The sequence below is a fragment of the Streptomyces hainanensis genome (assembly GCF_004348415.1).
Classification (GTDB): Bacteria; Actinomycetota; Actinomycetes; order Streptomycetales; family Streptomycetaceae; genus Streptomyces; species Streptomyces hainanensis.
Window position 1 is genome coordinate 1 of record NZ_SMKI01000083.1, and the last position, 20,121, is coordinate 20,121.

At 72.6% G+C, this 20,121-nt stretch carries 15 protein-coding genes; 6 read left to right on the forward strand and 9 right to left on the reverse strand.

Going from position 1 to position 20,121, the window contains the following annotated elements; translation table 11 throughout:
* From E1283_RS10450 to E1283_RS10475, 6 genes are all read right to left on the reverse strand, one after another.
* A partial coding sequence (locus E1283_RS10450) for a hypothetical protein (protein ID WP_132817673.1) occupies window positions 1-554 on the reverse strand: 554 nt, incomplete at its 3' end.
* 141 nt (window positions 555-695) lie between these two features.
* On the reverse strand, window positions 696-1,115 hold the full coding sequence (locus E1283_RS10455) for a hypothetical protein (protein WP_132817674.1): 420 nt from the start codon (window positions 1,113-1,115) through the stop codon (window positions 696-698).
* Between the two features lie 21 nt (window positions 1,116-1,136).
* Entirely contained in the window at window positions 1,137-1,715 is a 579-nt protein-coding gene (locus tag E1283_RS10460; RefSeq protein ID WP_243744742.1) for a hypothetical protein, read from the reverse strand.
* 17 nt (window positions 1,716-1,732) lie between these two features.
* Window positions 1,733-6,256: a DUF6531 domain-containing protein gene (locus E1283_RS10465; RefSeq protein ID WP_132817676.1), complete on the reverse strand. Its 4,524-nt coding sequence runs from the start codon at window positions 6,254-6,256 to the stop codon at window positions 1,733-1,735.
* A 116-nt stretch (window positions 6,257-6,372) separates the two neighbouring features.
* On the reverse strand, window positions 6,373-7,497 hold the full coding sequence (locus E1283_RS10470) for a FecCD family ABC transporter permease (protein WP_207930351.1): 1,125 nt from the start codon (window positions 7,495-7,497) through the stop codon (window positions 6,373-6,375).
* On the reverse strand, window positions 7,494-8,567 hold the full coding sequence (locus E1283_RS10475; protein WP_243744743.1) for a FecCD family ABC transporter permease: 1,074 nt from the start codon (window positions 8,565-8,567) through the stop codon (window positions 7,494-7,496). The genes E1283_RS10470 and E1283_RS10475 overlap by 4 nt, the downstream gene beginning before the upstream one ends.
* A gap of 181 nt (window positions 8,568-8,748) precedes the next feature.
* On the opposite strand from E1283_RS10475, the gene E1283_RS10480 reads away from it, so the two are divergent.
* The 5 genes from E1283_RS10480 to E1283_RS10500 all read left to right on the forward strand — a co-directional run bounded on the left by E1283_RS10480 (window position 8,749) and on the right by E1283_RS10500 (window position 14,465).
* On the forward strand, window positions 8,749-9,627 hold the full coding sequence (locus E1283_RS10480) for an ABC transporter substrate-binding protein (RefSeq protein ID WP_207930352.1): 879 nt from the start codon (window positions 8,749-8,751) through the stop codon (window positions 9,625-9,627).
* 14 nt (window positions 9,628-9,641) lie between these two features.
* The gene (locus tag E1283_RS10485; RefSeq protein ID WP_132817677.1) at window positions 9,642-10,499 is read left to right on the forward strand and encodes an ABC transporter ATP-binding protein; all 858 of its coding nucleotides are present in this window, start codon (window positions 9,642-9,644) and stop codon (window positions 10,497-10,499) included.
* A 158-nt stretch (window positions 10,500-10,657) separates the two neighbouring features.
* Complete coding sequence (locus tag E1283_RS10490; protein ID WP_132817678.1) at window positions 10,658-12,196, forward strand: FAD-binding protein; 1,539 nt, start codon at window positions 10,658-10,660, stop codon at window positions 12,194-12,196.
* Window positions 12,197-12,263: 67 nt separating this feature from the next.
* The gene (locus E1283_RS10495; protein WP_207930353.1) at window positions 12,264-13,550 is read left to right on the forward strand and encodes a GNAT family N-acetyltransferase; all 1,287 of its coding nucleotides are present in this window, start codon (window positions 12,264-12,266) and stop codon (window positions 13,548-13,550) included.
* Between the two features lie 81 nt (window positions 13,551-13,631).
* On the forward strand, window positions 13,632-14,465 hold the full coding sequence (locus E1283_RS10500; RefSeq protein ID WP_132817679.1) for an NmrA family NAD(P)-binding protein: 834 nt from the start codon (window positions 13,632-13,634) through the stop codon (window positions 14,463-14,465).
* 69 nt (window positions 14,466-14,534) lie between these two features.
* On the opposite strand, the gene E1283_RS10505 is transcribed toward E1283_RS10500, so the two are convergent.
* The gene (locus E1283_RS10505) at window positions 14,535-16,304 is read right to left on the reverse strand and encodes a protein kinase domain-containing protein (RefSeq protein WP_132817680.1); all 1,770 of its coding nucleotides are present in this window, start codon (window positions 16,302-16,304) and stop codon (window positions 14,535-14,537) included.
* 95 nt (window positions 16,305-16,399) lie between these two features.
* On the reverse strand, window positions 16,400-17,845 hold the full coding sequence (locus tag E1283_RS10510; protein WP_132817681.1) for an NAD(P)/FAD-dependent oxidoreductase: 1,446 nt from the start codon (window positions 17,843-17,845) through the stop codon (window positions 16,400-16,402).
* Window positions 17,846-18,066: 221 nt separating this feature from the next.
* On the opposite strand from E1283_RS10510, the gene E1283_RS10515 reads away from it, so the two are divergent.
* The gene (locus E1283_RS10515; protein ID WP_207930354.1) at window positions 18,067-18,495 is read left to right on the forward strand and encodes a cytidine deaminase family protein; all 429 of its coding nucleotides are present in this window, start codon (window positions 18,067-18,069) and stop codon (window positions 18,493-18,495) included.
* A gap of 24 nt (window positions 18,496-18,519) precedes the next feature.
* On the opposite strand, the gene E1283_RS10520 is transcribed toward E1283_RS10515, so the two are convergent.
* Window positions 18,520-20,121, reverse strand: a 1,602-nt coding sequence (locus E1283_RS10520) for an ADP-ribosyltransferase domain-containing protein (RefSeq protein WP_243744744.1), incomplete at its 5' end; no start/stop codon positions are given.

The following is a 20,121-nucleotide window of genomic DNA, read 5'->3' on the forward strand; positions in this document are numbered from 1 at the left end:
GGGGCGAGACGCCGGGGGAACGGGGCCAGGCCGACCAGCAGCAACAGGCCCACGACCGGCAGCAGGTCCAGGTTCATCGGCGCGACGCACACCGCGAGCGTCACGGCCACCGCCCGCCACGTCGGGACGGCGTGGGCCGCCACGAGCCGCCACACGAGGACGACCAGACCGAGGTAGAACAGCACGGGACCGGCCTCGTAGACGACGAGGTCCACGCCCGGCAGATTGTGGAAGCCGGTGAACCGGTGCCGCATGTCGTCGTGGTCGGCCGCCAGCGCGCCGACGACGAGGTCGACGGAGATCTGGACCAGGGAGCACACGATGCCGACGACCGCGACGGCGGCGGTGACCGTGGCGAACCGGCCCTCGCCCGCCCGCCGTCGGAGCTCCCACAGCAGCGGCAGGAACAGGAACAGGGCGACGAGGAAGGCCAGATGCCCGGTGGTCCAGGCGAGCCCGGGGCCGCGCTCCCCGTCCAGGCCGTCGAGGAGACGGATGAGCCCGTAGGCGACGACCAGCAGCGGGGCGGCGACGAAGGTGAAGGATGAACGCATGCCGTCGATCATCACGACCCGGGCGGCGCGAGACATCGCCGAAGCGACCCATCCCCGGCCTCCCCCCGGCGGGGGAGTGGCGGTGGCCACGGACGGCTCCAGGGAGCCGGGGAAACCGGTAAGCCGGGGCTGTCAGGGCTGTCAGGGGAGCCGGGGATTCCGGATGTCCACGGTGATCCGAACGCCCGAGGTGGAGCCGAACGTCGCGTGGCCGGCGGAGTACGCGATCTCGTGGAACGGGTTGGACTCCTCGAAGTACACTCCCCACCGCGGTGCCCCGTCCTCCCCGATGCGGGCGAAGAACCCCTCGGAGCCGTAGGAGCCCTGCCCGCAGCAGAGCATCCCGCCGTCCTCCAGACGGAGCGTTCCGGCGACGTCGATCTCGGTCACCCACTCCGGGTCTGCTCGCAGGAGCGCGTCCAGGTCGAACGGGTCGAGGAAGACCGCGCCGCGCGCGGAGCCCGGAGCGAGCTCGGCGGCGACCGACTCACCGGAGGCCAGGTACAGGCCGTCCTTGATCGGCAGGCTCTCCCGCGCCCAGAGCGTGGCGATGGCGCTCATCGTCGTCCGCCCGGGCACGGGTCAGAACGCCCAGGGGTCGGGGTGCGGACGACGGGAGCGGTCCTCCGACCAGCAGAGGCGGTCTTCGAGGTCGTCGCCGAGCAGTTCGAGGAGTCGCCTGGCCGCCCAGTCGTTCCAGAAGACCGCGCCGCGGAACTCGGGGATCCGAAAGGCCGCGAGGTCCGCGGGCACCGCTTCGGGGTGGAAGACGGCCTGTTTGATCTCGCCGTTCCGTTTCCTCGGTCGGGATGAGCGGCGCTGGTCGAGGCAGTCGACCACCTGCTCCACCAGCAGCAGCACATACATGTCCTTCGCCTCGCCGGTGTGTACGGGGAGCAGAGTGCCCGCCGCCGCGAGGCCGCCCCCGAGCGCCGCGACTGCTTCGGGACCGAGTACCGGCGCACCCGGATCAGAGCAGGGGAACTCGGCCTTTGTCTCCTCCGGATCATCACTCCACTGGGCGGTAACTTCGGTGGGGCGGTCGACTTCGGCCCCGGTCCTCAGCCACCGTACGATCCTTCTGAACGGTATGTCGTCGATGTTGAGGAGACGTCGCTCGCCGATCAGGCTTGGCAGGAGGCGGTGGACGGCCAGCGGCATGCCCGGTGTCCTGCCCATCAGGCGGTCCAGTATGCGAAGGGGCCGGGTGAACCGGTCGCGAGCTCTGCCTGGATCTGGTGCCCGATGCTGCGCAGTTCGTTCCTGAGGTCGGTGCGGATAGCCCGGGCGCCGGCGCCCTGATCGACGCCCTCTGCCACGATCAGGTGGAGTCGCCGGTTCAGCCGCCCGAGGAACAGGTTGGTGTGGGTGAAGTTGTGCGGTCTCGGATGGCCGAGCGGGATGCCGTTGGCCGCGTCGTTGATGTCGACCCGATAGCGGCTGAGCAGGGCGCGTATCCCCGGGGCGCCGCCGCGGTTGAGGCCGGCCGGGACGATGTGGGCCGCGGCCTGCCCGGGGCCCACGGCCCGACCCTCGCGCGCCAGGTTCCGGCTGAGGATCTGGGAGCAGGACGCCAGGCCCAGGTAGTCGATCCACGACAGCGGGTCCGGAACGTAGGCCTGCGCGTTGGGTCCCGCGTCCAGGCCGAGCGGGTCGGGCGTGACGTAGCGGGCCGTGGTGGGGTCGTAGTGGCGCAGGAAGTTGTAGTGGAACTGGGTCTCCCCGTCGGCGTACTGGCCGGGGAACCGCAGCGGCGTGTCGACGCCGGACCGCGGTGGCCTGGCGGTGAGGCCCCAGAGGGTGGCATCGGCGTGCCAGGCGATTTCCCCGCGTTCGTCGACCAGTTCGGTGGGTGTGCCGACGAGGTCCGTCACGATCGTGTAGAAGCGCTCGTCGACGGCGTCCTGCGGGGAGTCGGCCGAGGTTCGGCGCTCGACCTGTGCCAGCGGGCGGCTCTCGTCACGGCCCCAGCTGATCGTGACGGTTCGCGGTTCGCCGGTGATCTCGGTGGTCTGCTCGACCAGGTGGGTGCCGTCCCAGGCGAACCGGGTCTCCTCGGCCACCGTCTCGCCGTCGTCGGCGAGCCGGCGTTTGACGACGCGACGCCCGAACGCGTCGTACAGGTAGTGCCACCGGGTTCCGTCGGGGGTGGTGACGGAGGTCAGGCGGTCCTCCGCGTCCCACGCGTAGCGCCACACGTCCGGTTTGCGGGACAGTCGGGTCCTGCGCCGCACCACGACGCGTCCGGCGGCGTCGTACTCGTAGTGAACGCCCCCGGCGCGGATCACCCGGCCGCCGTCGTAGCGGCGTCCGCCGCGGGACTCGGGCTCCGGGTGGCGATCGGGCCACGACGCGCTCGTCTGGTTGCCGGCCCGGTCCCAGGTGTACGTCTCGGTGCGGCCGGCGGCACGGACGGAGGTGACGCGCCCCGCCGGGTCGATGCCAAACGTGTGGCGCCCGGAGCGCTGGTCGTCGAGCGTGGCGAGGGTGCCGTCCGCCCGGTAGCCGTAGGAGCGGTCGATGACCGTCCGTCGGTCTCCCGGGGCCAGGAGGGTCTGGCCGGTCAGCCGGTCGACGCCGTCCCAGACCTGCGTGATCTCCGTCCGCCCGTCGCCGACGGCGCGTCGGGTCTCGCGTCCGGCGGCGTCGTGGCCGAAGGCCATGAGTCGGTCGGCGAGGCGCAGCGAGGTGCGGCGGCCGGCCATGTCGTAGCCGTGGGCGGTGGTGACGCCGGCCGGGGTGGTGCGTTCGACGGGGCGGCCCAACACGTCGTAACTCGTCGCCAGGGTGCGGCCGTTGACGGTCTCGGCGGTGGTGTACCCCGCGGCGTCGTAGGAGAGGGTGAGCGCGACCTCCGGTGCGGTGGCCGTGAGCAGTCGGCCCGCGACGTCGTGCGTGAACGTGGTCGTCACGCCGTCGACGGTCTTGCGGACCTGCTGGCCCACTTCGTCATAGGCGAACCCGGTCGTCTGGCCAAGTGCGTTGACCCGCGTGACCAGCCGGCCCGCCGCGTCGTACCCGTAGGTGACGGTGCGGCCGTCGAAGTCGGTCTCGGCGACGACGTTCCCGGCGGCATCGTGCCGGTAACTCCAGGTCCGGCCCGTCGGGTCGGTGACGCTGGTCAGTCGTAGTTCGGTGTCGTAGCCGAAGTCGAGCCGTGCCTCGTCCGGCGTCGTGCGGGCGGCCAGTTGGTCGAAGTGGGTGTACTCGTACGACGTGGTGCGGCCGAGGGCGTCCGTGTGGGTGACGCAGTTCCCCTCGGCGTCGTACGTCCAGCGTTCCACGGCTCCGTCCGGCTGGCGCCGGGAGGCGAGGCGTCCCTCGACGGTCCAGGTGTGGCGGGTGACGGCACCCAGCGGGGTGGTGATGGCGACGGCGCGGCCGAAGGCGTCGTACTCGAGGTGGCTCTCGGCACCCAGCGGGTCGACGGAGCGCACGGGCAGCCCGGCCGCGTCGTTGGTGAACCGCTGGCTGGCGCCCGTCGCGTCCGTCACCGTGCTGAGGGCACCGCTGGGGTCGTGCGTGAAGTGGGTGGTGGCGCCGGTGGCTTCGGTGACGGCGACGCAGTTGCCCCGCTCGTCCCATTCCTGGTGGCGGACGGCGCCGTCGAATCCGGTGACCTCGACGGGCAGGTTCAGCCCGTTGTACCGAGCCCGGGTGGTGGCGCCGTCCGGTCGTGCCACAGCCGTCAGGTTGCCGGCCGTGTCCCACCGGAGACGCGTGACGCCACCCAACTCGTCCGTGTGGGTCAGTGGTTTGTCGCGGCGGTCCCATGACCGGTGGACGGTGTTGCCCAACGCGTCGGTCTCGGCGACCAGTTGGTAGCTGTCGTTGAACCGGTACCGCCGTGACCGGCCGAGGGAGTCCGTGGCGATCGTCGTGCGCGCCTCGGTCACGTAGTCGAACGTGTAGTCGAGCACGCCGTCGGAGCCGTGGGTGGCGACGCACCGGCCCGCGGCGTCGTACACATAGCGGTACCAACTGCCGTTGCGGTCCTCCCAGCCGGTGACCTGGTGCCGGTCGTCGTAGCCGAGTCGCAGCGGGCGCCCGGAGGAGTTGGTGACGGCGGTGAGGTCACCGTGCTCGTCGTAGTCGTAACGGAGGAGGACGGGGCGGTCGGGCGCGCTGAGCAGGGTCAGTCGGGAGACGTGGCCCTCGTCGCAGGTGATCCCCACCCGGTAGCCGCCGTGGTGAACGATCTCCAACGGCAGACCCGCGGCGTCGTAGGCGACGGTGATGGTGTTGCCGTTGCGGTCGCTGATCGCGGTGAGCGGTAACGCGGTCGCGGGACGGCCGGGGACCGGACGGAAGTGCAGGGTGAGCGCCAGGTCGTCCCGCCACAACGCCATCTCGCCGCCGGCCTGGCCGTCCCAGGAGAGTGGCCAGTGCGGGCCCTCGACCGGCAGGACGTCGTCGTCCGGCGGTGGGACCGGGTAGTGCAGCGTCATGCCGTCCGCCGCGGCGAACACCACGCCGTCCGGTTCGAGCAGTAGCCGTTGATCGAGGGTCGAGGCCCAACTCGGGCCGAAGAGCAGGCCGGTGCGGACGCTGGTGCGGTGATGACGCTCCAGGACCAGGGGCAGCACACCCGGCAGATCGATGTCGACGGCGGACATGACGAGTTCACCGGTGGCCATGTCGACGGGATCACCGCACAGGGCCAGGCCACGGATGTGGCGTCCCATCCGACGGATCCCCTGCCCGAGCCCACGGGCGCCGGCGGCGAGCCCACGCAACCCCGTTGACGCCAGCCCGCGGAGGCCGCGGGCGAGGCCGCCGAGGGTGGTGAGGCCGCGCATGCCGGGGATGCAGTCGAGGGCGGCGAACGCCACGTCCCACAACGATGCCCGCCCGTTGGCGTAGTCGTAGAGGGTGTCGGCCAACACCACCAACGCCGCGGCCAGCACGACCCAGGCCAGCGGGCCGCCGATGATCAGTACCACGATGCCGAGCACCGCGACGACGACCTTGCAGACCTCCACGATGGTGTCCCAGTTCTCGGACACCCAGTGGGTGACGTCCTCCCACCACCGCCGGTTCTGGATGCCGGCGTCCGACGCCTCGTCGATGTCCGAGGCGCAGGCGCCGGCCGCGTCCTCCCGCATCTCCTGGGCCTGGCAGGCCAGTTCACGCGCCGCCGACAACGATCCCTCGGCCGAGTCCACCCGCCCCTGGGCATCGGACCGCGCCTGTCCGGCGGCCGTCGCGTCCCGCGTCGCGGCCCGCACCTCGGCCTCCGAGGGCTGCTCCACGTCCTCGCGTTCGCCCTCGCGCTCCAGACGCTCGGCCTCGTCCCCGGCCCGCGACACCCAGTCCTGCGCGTCGGACAACGCCGACTGCGCCGAGGAGAGTTCGGCCTGGGCGGTGATCGCGCGGTCCAGGGCCCGGTCGGCCATGCCCTGTGCCGTCTCCAGCTTCGGCCAGTACGTCTGTAACGCCCGGGCCGCCAGGTCGTACGACGTGTGAAGTTTTCGGAGATTGCCCGGCACCCCGTCGAACTCGGAGCGGAACGCCTCCGCGGACAGGCCGGCCCAGTCCTGGACGGCCCGGTCGTCCGCCATGCCCTGGACGCGGGCGAGGGCTTCGCCGACGTCGTCGGCGAAGGTCTGTAACTCGTCGGCGAGTTCCCGGACCTCGTCCGGGTTGCCGGGTGTCGGGTCGGAGTCCATGTCGAGGGGACTCCAGTCGGACGGTCGCGCCATGATCTGCCCCCCCGGGCCGCTCTTGATCATGTACCTGGCGAACTGTCACATCACCCTAGGGTGGGCCGTCTCCTGAGGCAATGGGGCCCGGGCGTGGCCCGACGCTCCGACGCCGCTCAGCGCGCGCCGCGCGCGCCCTCGCGGCGCGGGGCGCGGGTCAGGAGCCAGACGAGGTAGGCGCCGCCGACCGCCGCGGTGAGGAGGCCGACCGGGATCTGGAAGGGGCTCAGGAGGCGTTGCGCCAGCAGGTCGGCGACGGCGAGGAGCAGCGCGCCGACCGCCATCGAGGGGCCGAGCGCGATGCCGGGGGCGCGGCTCAGCCGGCCGGCCAGTTGGGGGGCGGCCAGGGCCAGGAAGCCGATCGGCCCGGCCGTCGCGATGGCCGCGCCGGCCAGGAAGACCCCGACGGCGAGCGCGGTGACGCGGGTCGCCGTGACGCCGAGGCCGATGCCCGCCGCCGCGTCGTCGCCGAGTTCCAGCGCGCGGAGCGAGCGGGCCAGGGCGAGCGTGACGGGCACGGCCAGGGCGAGCGACACGGCGAGCGGGACGACGGGGCGCCAGCCGATCGCGTTGAGGCTGCCGTACTGCCAGGCCTTGGCGGTCTCGGCGGCCTCGATCGGCGCCCGGCTGATGAGGTAGTCGTTGAGCGCGGCGAGCATCGCCCCGACGGCGATGCCGGAGAGCACGAGCCGGTCGCCGCCGAGCCCGCGCCGCAGCGTGAACAGCACCACGGTGACGGCGGCCAGGGCGCCGCCGGCGACGGTGCCGACCAGAACGGACTGGCTGCCTGCCGAGCCGACGACGAGGATCATGACCAGCCCGCCGCTCGCGGCGCCCGTGGTGAAGCCGACGATGTCCGGGCTGCCGAGCGGGTTGCGCGCCACGCTCTGGAAGACGGCGCCGCAGCCGCCCAGCGCGACGCCGACGAGCAGCGCGGCGACGGCGCGCGGCAGCCGCTGCTCCCACACGATGAACCGGTCGGTTCCCGAGCCGCCGCCGAACAGCGTGGAGACGACGCCGCCCGGGGTGATCTCGTAGGCGCCGGTCAGCACCGTGAGGGTGGCGACGAGCAGGGCGAGGGCGGCCGCCACGGCGACGGTGACCGCCGAGCGCCGGTGCACGAGGAGCGAGCGGTTCCCGGGGAGGCGGCACCGGAGGTGGCCGGCCGGGAGGAAGCTGGTCGGGGGGAAGCCGGTCGAGGGGGAGGCGGTCGGGAGGTTGGAGCGGGTGGTGTCGGTCACGCGGCCCTCCGGGACAGCAGGAGCGCGAGCAGCGCGGGCGCGCCGACGAAGGCGGTGACGATGCCGACCTCCAGTTCGCCGGGTCGGGCGACGACCCGCCCGACGATGTCGGCGGCGAGCACCAGCGCCGGGCCGACGAGCGCCGACAGCACGAGCAGCAGGCGTTGTTCGACGCCGACGAGCCGGCGCAGCACGTGCGGGACGACGAGCCCGACGAAGGCGATCGGCCCGGCGGCCGCCGTGGCCGCGCCGCACAGCAGGGTGATCGAGGCGAAGGCGACGACCCGCACGAGCGGCAGCCGCGCGCCCAGCGCCGTGGCCTGTTCGTCGCCGAGCACCAGCGCGTTGAGGGCCGGCCCGGAGAGCAGCGCCAGCAGCAGGCCGACCGCCACGAAGGGCGCGATCCGGCCGACCACCTCGCCGCCGCGGTCGGCCACCGAGCCGATCACCCAGAACCGGTAGGAGCTGAAGGTGCTGGTGTGGAACATGGTGACGATGCCGGTGCAGGCGCCCAGGCTGGCGCTCAACGCCGCGCCCGCGAGGACGAGTCTGGCCTGGTCGCCGCGGTGCGTGCGGCGCACACTGACGACGTAGACGAAGGCGGCGGTGAGGGCGGAGCCGAGGAGGGCGAACCAGACGTACCGGTCGATGGTGGTCGCGCCGAAGAGCGTGATGGCGGTGACGACCGCGAACGACGCGCCCGAGTTGACCCCGAGCAGCCCCGGCTCGGCGAGGGGGTTGCGGGTGAGGGCCTGCATCAGGACGCCGGCCACGGCCAGCGCGCAACCGACCACGAGCGCGAGCGCGGTGCGCGGCATCCGCAGGTCCCAGACGATGATCGAGGCGCGCGACGCGTCGCCCGGGTGCGTCAGCCCCTGCCAGACGTCGCCGACCGTCAGGCCCCGCGCGCCGACGGCCAGGCTGGTCAGGCACAGCGCGGCGAGCACGGCGAGCCCCACGGCGACGACGAGGGCGATCCGTCGACGGTGGTGCGCGTGCCGGCCGGTGGGCACGACGTCCGCCCCCGGCTCGCTGGTCGGCGCACGGAGGCCCGCCGTTTCCCTGGTCACTTAGGTAAGGCTAAGCTCACCTCTCGTGATACGCAATTTCGTTCGATCTGCCACCCTTGGGGCGACATCGCTCCTCGCGGTTCTCGCCCTGTCCGGGTGCGCCTCCGAGACCTCCGCCGACTCCCCGGATCCGGCCGGCGCCGCCTCGGGGGAGTCGGCCGGGTTCACCACTCCCCGAACGATGCCCGAGGGCAAGGGCAGTGGCGAGGCCGACGGCGTCTTCCCGCGCACCGTCGCGCACTTCCAGGGCGAGACGACGCTGGACGCCGAGCCCGAGCGCGTCGTCGTCATCTCCACCGGCCAGGCCGACGCGCTCCTCACGCTCGGCGTCGTCCCCGTCGGCTCGACCGCCGGCGACGGCGCGGAGATGATCCCGCCGTACCTCGAGGCCGCCTACGCCGGCCAGGCCGACGCGCTCGCCGAGACCACGTACGTGGGCGGCCGCGTCGAACCGGACATCGAGACCATCGCCAACCTCGAACCCGACCTGATCCTCATGAACAACGCGGGCAAGGAGGCCGAGACGCTGTACGCCAGCCTCAGCGCCGTCGCCCCCACCGTCGCCACCCAGGGCACCGGCCTCTTCTGGAAGCAGGACTTCCTCCTCCTCGCCGACGCCCTCGGCAGGACCGAGCAGGCGCAGTCCTGGCTGGACGACTACCACGCCGACGCCGCCGCTTTCGGCGAGACCGTCACCGGCGACCCCGCCGTCTCCTTCCTGCGCAGGAACGGCGACCGCATGCGGGTGTTCGGCGTCGCGTCGTTCAGCGGCTCCGTCGCCGAGGACAGCGGCCTCGCCCGCCCCGAGGCCCAGCGGTTCACCGACGACACCTCGGTGGACATCAGCAGCGAACGCCTCGACGAGGCCGACGGCGACTGGATCTTCTACGGCGTGCAGGGCGGCGACGACGAAGAGATCACCTCCCAGTCGCTCTGGCCGACCCTGGCGGCGGTCGACGCCGGCCGGGCCGTCTCCGTGGACGACGACGTCTTCTACCTCAACGTCGGCCCCACCGCGGCCCGCGGCGTCCTGTCCGCGCTCGAAGCCACCCTCGGCTGAGGCGGAGCACCGCCATGGACCGGGCGTTGGCCGCCGAGAGCGTCTCCCTGACCTACCCGGGGGCGAGCGGCCCCATCCTCACCGACCTGTCCGTGACCGTCGAGCCCGGCGCGATGACCGTCATCGTCGGCCCCAACGCCTGCGGCAAGTCGACGCTGCTGCGCGCCTGCGGGCGGGTGCTCCGCCCCGACGCCGGCCAGGTCACCCTCGACGGCGCCAGGATCGGCGACCTCGTGCCCAAGGCGTTCGCCAGGAAGGTCGCCCTCCTGCCGCAGTCCGCCACCGCGCCCGACGGCATCACCGCGGGCGACCTGGTCGCCCGCGGCCGCTTCCCGCACCAGGGCCTGCTGCGGCAGTGGTCCGCCGAGGACGAGGCCGCCGTCACCCGGGCGTTGGAGCGCACCGACACCATGGCCCTGGCCGGCCGCGCCGTCGCCGAACTCTCCGGCGGCCAGCGCCAGCGCGTGTGGATCGCCATGGCCCTGGCCCAGGAGACCGACATCCTGCTCCTCGACGAGCCGACCACCTACCTCGACCTCGCCCACCAGCTGGAGATCCTCGACCTCTGCCGGGAGTTGATCGACGACCACGGCAAGACCATCGTCGCGGTCCTGCACGACCTCAACCACGCCTGCCGCTACGCCGACCACATCGTCGCGATGCGCGACGGCCGTGTCGTCGCCACCGGCGCCCCGGAGGAGACCATCACCGCCGACCTGGTCCGCGACGTCTTCGGCGTCCCCTGCCGGATCATCCCCGACCCCGTCACCCACGCCCCGCTGGTCGTCCCCGAGGAGGCGCGCCCCCGCCGCCGGAACCCCGTGGCCGCACCCTCGGAGGCCCGCGCCGGGAGCCCGCCGGCCATCCGGTGACGACGCGTACCGCAGCCCGTCCTGAACGTGCCTTGCCCTCACGGGAAATCCGTGCAAACAGCACCATCCGGGCGCGGTCGCGGGTACGATCACGCTCGTTTGCGGCGAGGGGTTCGTGACGCGTCGTCCGGCGGCGCGCGGGGTGAGGAGGGGGCGGCATGACGGAGCTTTCCGAACGGCCGGCGGAGATACCGGCCGACGTGGTGGCCTTCGATCCGGTGGCGCGGGCGTGGCTGACGGAGGCGGGGGCCGCGGCGCGGCCCGACCGGGACGGCCTGGCCGAGATCCCGCCGCTGCCACGCGGCACGCTCCGCGTCGACCCGGCCGAACTCGTCGACGACGGCGACGACTTCGGGCACATCGTGCACCACACCCCCGGCGGCGTGCTCCGCACCGACTCCGTCGAGGAGATCGCCGCGTACCTCAGGTTCTGCAACGCGTACCGCATCCAGGTCGCCGCCCGTGGCCAGGGGCACGGCACGTACGGGCAGGCGCAGGTCGACGGCGGTCTGGTCATCGAGACCGAACAGCTGGACGGGATCGGACCGGTGGCGGCCGGGCAGGTCACCGTCGGCGCCGGCGCGCTGTGGAGCGCCGTGGTGCGGGAGACGCTGCGGCACGGCCTGACACCGCCGGTCTTCACGGACTACCTGGAGCTGTCGGTCGGCGGCACCCTGTCGGTCGGTGGGCTCGGCGGCCAGGCGCACCTGTACGGCGCCCAGGTGGACAACGTCGTCGCGCTCGACGTCGTCACCGGGGAGGGCGAGTTGGTCAGCTGCTCGCCCACCCGGTACCCCGACCTGTTCCGCGCGGTGCTGGCCGGCCTCGGCCAGTGCGCGGTCATCGTCTCGGCGACGCTCCGGCTGATCACCGCGCCCCGGCAGGTGCGGCGCTACCTGCTGCCCTACCAGGACCTGGAGGACTTCCTCGCCGACCAGCGGGGGTTCGTCGGGAACAAGCGGTTCGTGTACGTCGAGGGCACGGCCGACATGGACGAGGAGCACCAGTTCACGGGGTACACGCTGGAGGCCGTCATCTACGGGCCATCCGGTGCGGCCGCCGCCGATCCCGCCGCCGATCCCGACGCCGAGCCGGACGCCGAGCCGGACGCCGAGCCCGACTGGAACGACGACGAGGTGCTGCGCGACCTGCGGTTCGACCGGTCGGCGGAGTACCGCGCCGAGACGCTCGGCTACTTCGACTTCCTCAACCGCCTCGCCGACGGCGTGGCCGGCCTCAAGCGCGAGGGCTACTGGACCTGGGCCCACCCGTGGCTCAACCTGCTGCTGCCCGGCGACCGCGCCCCCGAACTGGCCCGCACCCTGCTCGACGGGTTCGCCGGCCACGACGTCGGCCCCGGCGGCGTCGTCCTGATCTACCCGCTGGTACGCGACCGCCTGAGCGCCTCCCCGATGCTGCGCGTCCCCGACGACCCGACGCCGTACCTGCTCGCCGTCCTGTGGACCCTGGACCCGGCGGACCCGGCGGCCGTGCGCGCCCGGGTGGACGCCAACCGCGCCGCGTACGAGACCGTCCGCGCGGCCGGCGGCACCCAGTACCCCGTGGGGTCCGTGCCGATGGCCCCCGACGACTGGCGCGCCCAGTACGGCGACGCCTGGGCCGAGTTCTCCGCCGCCAAGCGCCGCTACGACCCGCACCGCCTGCTCGCCCCCGGCCAGCACGTCTTCACCCGCTGACCGCGGCCGCGGCCGCGGCCGCGCCCGCGCCTTGTCGGACGGGTGCCCACCGGTGAAGATGTATCCCGTGCACCACACAAGTGACCCTTACCTCATCCGCCCGGGGCGCCCCTCCGACATCGACCGGTGCGCGGCGCTCAACGACGCCGTCCACCCCTATCCCGGCATCGCGGACTGGACCCGAGACCTCTTCGACGGCCATCCCGCGGTGCGCCACGACGACTTCCTGGTCGCCGAACCGGCCGGTGGCGGCGAGATCGCCGCCACCCTGGTCGGGATCCGCCAGGAGTGGACCTTCGGCGGGATCCGGCTGCCCGTCGTCCAGGTCGAACTGGTGGGCACCGACCCGGGCCACCGCGGCCGCGGGCTGGCCGGCCTGCTCTTCGACGCGCTGCACGCCCGGGGCACGGCCGACGGCACCGCGTTGCAGGTGATCGAGGGCATCCCGTACTTCTACCGCCGCTTCGGCTACGAGTACGCGCTCCACATCGGGGGCGCGCCCGAGGCCCCGGCCGAGGCGCTTCGCGCACTGCCGCCGCCGAGCGGCACCGCCCGGCCACCGCTCCGCCCGGCCACGCCGGCGGACGCCGCCGCCCTGGCGCGCGTCGACCGGGCGGTGGCGGACCGGGACGTCCTGGCCTGCGCGCGGGACGAGGCCGGCTGGCGCCACGAGATCTCCGGGCACCGCCAGGACTCCCTGGCCCGGCGCGTCGTCCTGGCGCTCCTCGACGAAGCGGGGAAGGTGTCCGGCTACCTGGTCCACGGCCGACGCCCCGCCCCGGACGGCCGGTTGGCCGTCTTCGCCGCCGGATGCGCGGACCCGGATGGCTGGCCGCGGCTCGCCCCCGAGATACAGCGGCACCTCGCCGAGGTGGGCACCGCGACCGCCGGCCCCGACCGGCCGTTCACCGCGCTGCGGCTGCGACTCCCCGCCACCCACCCGCTCGCCGGGGCCCTGCCCCAGGGGCCCGCCACACGCCCGTGGTCCTGGTACGCGCGGGCCGGCGACCCCGCCGCGCTGCTCGACCACTGGCTCCCGGTGCTGGCCCGCCGCTGGCGCGAACACGACCTGCGGTGGCCGGGCGACGCGCTGCTGATCGACACCTACCACCAGGGGATACGGCTCCACTTCGACGACGGCGTACCGGTCGCGGCCCGGGCCGAGCCACGCGGCGCGGCGCCGGCCGACACCGCGATCCCGCCGGGCGCCCTGCTCCAACTGCTGCTCGGCCAGCGGTCGCCCGGGGAACTGCTGGACATCTGGCCCGACATGACGGTGTCGAACCCGGCCACCGCGGAGTTCCTGGAGGCCGGGTTCCCCACCGTCCCGCCGGAGATGTGGGCGATCGCCTGACACCACCCGGCGGACGATCGGACATGCGCCGCGTACGACCGGCCATGCCCCGGAGGGCGGCGCGTCGGTTGACTGGTCGGCATGACGACACACACCGACGAGATCCTGGTGCTTGGCGGAACCGGCAAGACCGGCCGCCGCCTGGTACACGCGCTGCGCGCCACCGGCCACGCCGTGCGCGCCGCCTCCCGCTCCGGGGAGACCCGTTTCGACTGGACCGACCGGCACACCTGGGCCGCCGCCCTGGACGGCGCGACGGCCGTCTACCTGGTGGCCCCCGAGGACCCGGCGCTGGCCGACGTCTTCGTCGAACAGGCCACCGAGGCCGGCGTCCGCCGCTTCGTGGCGCTGTCCGCACGCGGCATCGGCGACCTCCCCGCCGACGTCTTCCAGGGCATGGCCGCGGCGGAGCGGGCCGTGCGCACCTCCGGCGTGGCGTGGACGATCCTCCAACCCAACAACTTCAGCCAGAACTTCAGCGAGGACATGTGGCACGCCCCGCTGCTGTCCGGCCGGTTGGCCCTGCCGGTCGGCTCGGCGCCCGAACCGTTCGTCGACGCCCGGGACATCGCCGACGTCGCCGCCGCGCTGCTGACCTCCGACCGCCACCAGGGCCGGACCTTCGTCCTCTCGGGGCCCCGCGCCGTCACCTTCACCACGGCCGTCGCCACCATCGCCGAGGCGTCCGGGCGCGCCATGCGCTACGCCGAGATCACGCCCGAGGAGTTCCGGGACCTGGTGCTGGCCGCCGGCTGGCCCGAGGCGGCGGCCACCGAGCTGAACGCGATGTACGCCGCGATGCGGTCGGGCGCCTGGGCCGAACCGGGCGACGGCGTCCAACGCGTGCTCGGCCGCGAGCCGATCGACTTCGCCACCTACGCCGCCGGCGCGGCGACGGCCGGCGCCTGGTCGTAGCGGCGCCGCCGGGTTCCGGGCCCACCACGGACAGGTGGGCCGCCGGCCGCCGGCCGGGCACCGGCATGGCTACACCGCGGCGGCCCGGTTGTCGAACCCCGTCGCGCTGAGGCGCCGGACGAGGATGATGGCCGGGATCACGGCCGCCGCGGTCACCAGGTGCGCCGCCAGAACCGCGTTGGCGGCCGGGAAGTCCAACTCGGACCGGTAGTCCAGCGCCCAGGGCGTTCTCGGAGGAATGAGCCGGAAGCCCAGGGCGAGCAGGGCTGCCGTGAATCCGGCCCACCAGGCGTGCAGCGCGCCGGCCGCCGCGAAGCCCCTCGGCCGAGCCTCCGGTGAAGCAGCGTGCCAGATGTCGTTGGCGATCTGGTGGGGCACCACCAGGTTCACGCCCGGCACGAACCAGGCCCACACGGCAGCCGACGGTGAGTAGCGAAGCCGTCCAGGCGCCAGGGTCTCCGCCCGCGCCCGGAGTCGGCGGAACCACACCACCCAGTACGCGGTGAGCAGGGCGGTCACCAGAATCTGTACCGCGTACACGATGTCGGACACCAGGAGGACCAGCGGAAGCGCGTAGTCCCCGCGGTCCCACTCCGAGAGGCCGTAGTAACCGGATTCGTGGGCCTGACGGGAAACCAGTTGCAGCGCGGCCGCGACCACCGACAGCACGGCGAGCAGTCCCAACAGCCAGTGCAGGCCCACCGGGCCGCCCACCCGTTCCCGGGACAGCCGCCGGCGATCCTGGGCGAGCGAGGGCGGCGGCCCCGCGATGTCGTCGTCTGCGGGGGCCGTGGCACTGGCGGTGACCGGGGCGGTGACCAGAGCGGTGCGCGACCCGCTGGGGGACGGCGCAGACTCGGTCGGCGCCTCGGCCAGCGAGGCGCCCGCGTCCACCCGGGTCGGCGGGGCCGGGACGGCGGGCTCCGTGGCCCGGGTGAGCGGGTCCTCGGCGTCGAGCAGTCGCACCGCCTCCTCACCCAACCGCGCCAGTACGTCGGGCGGCAGCCACGGACCCGGCGGGCGGCCCTCGGCCTCCTCGGCCTCCAGCAGTTCGGCCGGCGTCGGGCGGGCAGCGGGGTCCTTGGCCAGGCAGGCGCGGACGAGTTCCCGCAGCGGTGTCGGCACGTCGGCCAGGTCCGGGGGCTCGTGCACCACCCGGTACATCACCGCGTGCGGCTGGTTCCCCGGCACGTCGAATGGAGTCCGTCCGCTGGCCGCGAAGGCGAGCACCGTGCCGAGCGAGAACACGTCGCTGGCCTCGGTCAGCCGCTCACCGCGGATCTGTTCCGGCGACATGAAGCCGAGCGAGCCGATCACCGCCCCGGTGGCGGTCAGGCCGCCGGCGGCAGAGGCGTCCAGAGCCCGGACGACACCGAAGTCGATGACCCGGGGACCGCCCACGGTCACCATGACGTTCGACGGCTTGAGGTCCCGGTGGACAAGACCGGCCGCGTGGATGTCGCTCAGCGCGTGGCTGAGTCCGGAGGTCAGGGCACGCACGGAACGCTCCGGCAGCGGGCCGTGCTCTGCCACCACCTGATGGAGGGTCGGGCCGGCCACGTAGGCGGTGGCCACCCACGGTGGCTCCGCGTCCGGCGCGGCGGCGAGGACGGTGGCCGTCCACTGCCCGCCCACCCGCTGGGCGGCGGCGATCTCCCGTGCGAACCGTCGGCGGAAGTCGGGCGCGGACGCCAGCTCCGGACGGATCGTCTTGACCGCCACCATCCGGCCGCGGGGCGTGCGGGCCAGATACACCACCCCCATGCCCCCCTCGCCGAGCCTGCCCAGCAGCCGGAAGTCACCGATCCGATCCGGATCCTCCCCGCGCAGCACCTCCATGACCCGAGATCCCTCCCCTGAAGATCGCTGTGAGCATCCTCAGACTAGGCGAGGCCACGACCTCGGTCACCGGGTTCGCCCCAGGCGCGGCGGGCCTACTCCGATTCGTCGGTGGCGTAGAAGAGTTCGAGGATCTTGCCCTGCCTGATGATCTTGTCGTGATTCGTCTTCACGTACCCGTTCATGTCGATCGTGGTGGCGCCGCCCTCTCCCACCGCCTCGGAGATGCGCCGCACCGTCCCGTCGCGGGTGTCTCCGGCGGCGAAGACCGCGACGAGGCTCGTCGCGGTGATGCTCCCGGTGCTGATCCACTTGCTGTTGGTGGGGCCGGGCCAGGCGGTGCCGGAGGCCGGCCCGGTGAGCACCGTGCCGAGAATCTGGTTCGGCCAACCCGTGACCTTCTTCTCCAGCAGCTTCAGGTCCTTCTGGTCCTTCAGCCACTCCGTGTTGGCCTTGCCACCGATCAGGGCGTAGAGGGCCGACACCGCTAGCTCCGTGCAGTCCTTCTTCTCCGGACGAGGGTCCGACGCCTTCCCGCGCGCCTTCCCGTAGTACACCTTGGTCAGCTTCTCGGTGTCGTGGTCGAAGTAGTGGACCTCGCTCTTCTCCACCACCGTGATGTGGTCCTTCTGTTCCTTGATCTGGTCCACGTGGGCGTTGACCATGTCCTGGTAGTGGCCGAACTCCCCACGGATGATCATGGTGACCTTCGCGCCCTGCTTGGCGAACATCAGGGCCGCCACGGCCGCGGTGTCACCGCCGCCCACGACGGCGACGGAGTCACCCTTCTTGACGGTCGTGGCGTCGGAGGGCAGCGCCGTGAGATAGGCGCCCTTCGTCAGGTACGTGTCGAGGTCCTTGACGTCCAGCGTGTTGGCCGAGACGCCGGTGGCGATCAGCACCATCCCCGCGACGATCTCGAGAGGGCTCTCGTCCTTCTCGCCGTGCGGCCGCTCGACCTTGATCGTGTACTTCGGGATGAGGTGCGAGTCCTTGGTCTTGTCCACGTCGGACTGGCTGGCCGCCGTCAGCGCGGTGGCCCGGTAGTAGGGGAGGTACTCGAACTGCGACGGCTTGTGTTGGATCTGCTGGTACCACCTGAAGCACAACGCGTCCGAGTCGATTCCGTCGGGGAAACCCAGGTAGTTCTCGATCCTGTTGATCGCCGTGCTGGCCGTTCCGCCGGGGGCCCGGTCCTCGATGACGAGGGTGCTCCACCCGAACAGGGTTCCGGCGTTCAGCGCCGCGGAGAGGCCGGTGGGGCCGCCGCCCACCACGACCAGGTCGTAGGAGTCCTTCTGCGTCCTCGTGCTCAGCCCCAGCTCCTTGGACAGCTGGGGAAGGTTGTATCCCTTGACCGGCACCACCTTGCCGCTGCTGAACGTCAGGTCGACCTCGACGTCGGTGACCGCCGAGTCCTCCTTGAACGTGGTGTCCACGAAATTCAGCGTCAGGAAGCGCCAGGTGGAGAACGCGTTTCCCTCCAGGGCCTTGGCCCGGAGGACAGCCTTCACGTCGGTTCTCTTCGTCTGGTCGGTCATGCGGCTGCTCTCCTCGCGAACGGATGCGGTTCCTGCTGGGGCGTGCCAAGCATGCGGAGAACAGAGCCCGTTGCCCGGCAGCCGCGTACGCCGATTCCCACCCGAGCGGTAACGTTTTGCCGCAACTCCCGATGGATCCGTGAGCGTTTCGGCGGCCCGTCGTGTTTCGCCCGGGTGGCCGCCCGCCGAACCGCCGAGCGCGCTCCGGTAGATTCGGGCCGATGAACACCTCCCTGTCCAACGACGAACTCATCGCGGCGGCCGCCGCCGTGCTGCATCCGCACCGCGTGGGGGACCGGCTGTTCGGCAACGTCGGGGCCACGCTGGTCACCGAGGCCGGCAACCACTACTCCGGCGTCTGCCTCGACACCGGCTCGGGCACCGGCTTCTGCGCCGAGGCGGCCGCGATCGGCGCGATGGTCACGGCCCGCGAGTACCGGATCGCGAAGATCGTCGCCGTGTGGCGCCGCGAGGAGGACGGCGCGCTGCACGTGCTGCCGCCCTGCGGGCGGTGCCGGGAGTTCATCCGGCAGGTCGACTGGGCCAACATCGACACCGAGGTGGTGCTCGGCCGGGGCCGGTCGGCGACCCTCGCGGAACTCCTGCCGGCCCACGAGTGGCCGAGCCCCCTCGACCCGCCGACCGCATAGCCCGGCCCCCGCCGCGCCGACCCGTCAGGACACCAGGGGCGCCTCCTCCGACTCCGTCAGCCGCACGGTGGACAGGCCGCCACGCCCGACCTTGACGTCCGTGACCTTGAGCTGGGTGCCCGGCAGCAGGATGAACTCCTCCTCGCCGGTGAACGCGGAGAAGGCACGGATGCCCACGGCCCTGGCGGGCACCACCTCGAACAGCGTGCGCTTGCCGCGACTGCCGAGGAACCCCTTGGCCACGCCCAGTTGGGACGTGCACGAGGACACGCCCCACCAGGTCACGGTCTTCCCCAGCGGATACTGCGCACGCAGGTCGAGCGAGACCCCGCGCCACAACGGCTGGGTGCGGACGGGGAGTTGCGAGACCGCGGAGAACAGCAACCGCAGGTACGGCAGGTAGGGGACGAGCCTGGCCCGGTCGGGGGAGCGCAGGATCGCGTTGATCTCGCGGTAGAACGCGGACTCGCAGGTGTAGAGGTACAGGGCGGCGATCGCGTCGGCCGACAGGCCCTCGGCCGTCTCGTCCGCCCGGAGCTTCCCGAACTCGTGCGACCGGTCCACGTGCCTGGCGAGCCCGGAGAGGAGGGCGGCGATCGGTGCCGCGGCCTCGCGGAACTCCATCAGCGGGGTGTCGAACACACCCGTGATCGCGGGGAGGACGAGCCCCTCGTCCTTGACGCTGGAGAGCCGGTCCAGGTAGAGCTGGTGCAGCTCCATGGTGGACGTGATGAACGCGCCCATCCGGTCGGCCACCTCGCCGCCCGCCCCGCCGGCGTCCGCCGGCAGCGTGTTCCAGCCGGTGCTCGGCAGCCAGTCGATCGTGTCGGCGCCCAGCGAGACGAGGGCCGCGTTCACCGTCTCGAAGTGCTCGCCGTCGCAGAAGATGTCGCCCTGCGCCGCCGGGTTGGCGTGGTCGATGTGCCGGACCTCGACCTCGGGATACTTCTTCTGGAGCCGCAGAACGACCTGCTTGAGACTGCGGGCGTGCGCTCCCCACCACGCGAAGACGACCCCGCGGTCCTCCCCGTCGGCGTTCTGCTTGGCCCTGAGTATCTCCTCGACGATCCGCTCGGCGATCGGCCGCCAGAACCTGGTGTGCTGGTCGGTGGGGATCCCCCCGTCGGCGCTGGCCGTCAGCGCCGCGTTCAGCAGCAGCACGCCCTGGGTGAGCATCGCCTGGAACCACTCGGGCGGCTGGACGGTCTCCCGCTCCTTCAGCAGCGCGCGGATGTCGGCTATCGGCGTCTTCTTGGGGATGCCGTACTTCCACATCGCGGCCGCCTTGATGAGGCAGCGGATGCTGACGACCCTGCCGAACTGGCTGTCCTTCCAGTCGTGGAAGGTGTTGTCGAACATGGCGATGCCGGTGGCGCTCTCCGGCCGCGGGTACGGGTTCTGACCGAAGACGACGACCTTCCACTTGTGCGGCGCGTTGGGCTTGAGCGCCTGGAAGGTCAGTTCGCGGACCGGGACGACATCCGGGCCCCTGTCCGGGCCGATGAACGTGGCCGCGTCGGCCCGCGCCTCGATGACCGGCTTCAGCAGCGGAAGCCACGGCTCGCCGCCACCCGCGAACAACTCCGCGAGTGCCAGCGGGTCGTTCGGGTCGGACGGGGCGGGGGC

Bases quoted from the DNA above. Each gene is read 5' to 3' on its own strand.
- E1283_RS10455 (WP_132817674.1), bottom strand. From the start codon at position 1,115: ATGAGCGCCATCGCCACGCTCTGGGCGCGGGAGAGCCTGCCGATCAAG.
- E1283_RS10460 (WP_243744742.1), bottom strand. From the start codon at position 1,715: ATGCCGCTGGCCGTCCACCGCCTCCTGCCAAGCCTGATCGGCGAGCGA.
- E1283_RS10465 (WP_132817676.1), bottom strand. From the start codon at position 6,256: ATGGCGCGACCGTCCGACTGGAGTCCCCTCGACATGGACTCCGACCCG.
- E1283_RS10480 (WP_207930352.1), top strand. From the start codon at position 8,749: ATGCCCGAGGGCAAGGGCAGTGGCGAGGCCGACGGCGTCTTCCCGCGC.
- E1283_RS10485 (WP_132817677.1), top strand. From the start codon at position 9,642: ATGGACCGGGCGTTGGCCGCCGAGAGCGTCTCCCTGACCTACCCGGGG.
- E1283_RS10490 (WP_132817678.1), top strand. From the start codon at position 10,658: ATGACGGAGCTTTCCGAACGGCCGGCGGAGATACCGGCCGACGTGGTG.
- E1283_RS10500 (WP_132817679.1), top strand. From the start codon at position 13,632: ATGACGACACACACCGACGAGATCCTGGTGCTTGGCGGAACCGGCAAG.
- E1283_RS10505 (WP_132817680.1), bottom strand. From the start codon at position 16,304: ATGGAGGTGCTGCGCGGGGAGGATCCGGATCGGATCGGTGACTTCCGG.
- E1283_RS10510 (WP_132817681.1), bottom strand. From the start codon at position 17,845: ATGACCGACCAGACGAAGAGAACCGACGTGAAGGCTGTCCTCCGGGCC.
- E1283_RS10515 (WP_207930354.1), top strand. From the start codon at position 18,067: ATGAACACCTCCCTGTCCAACGACGAACTCATCGCGGCGGCCGCCGCC.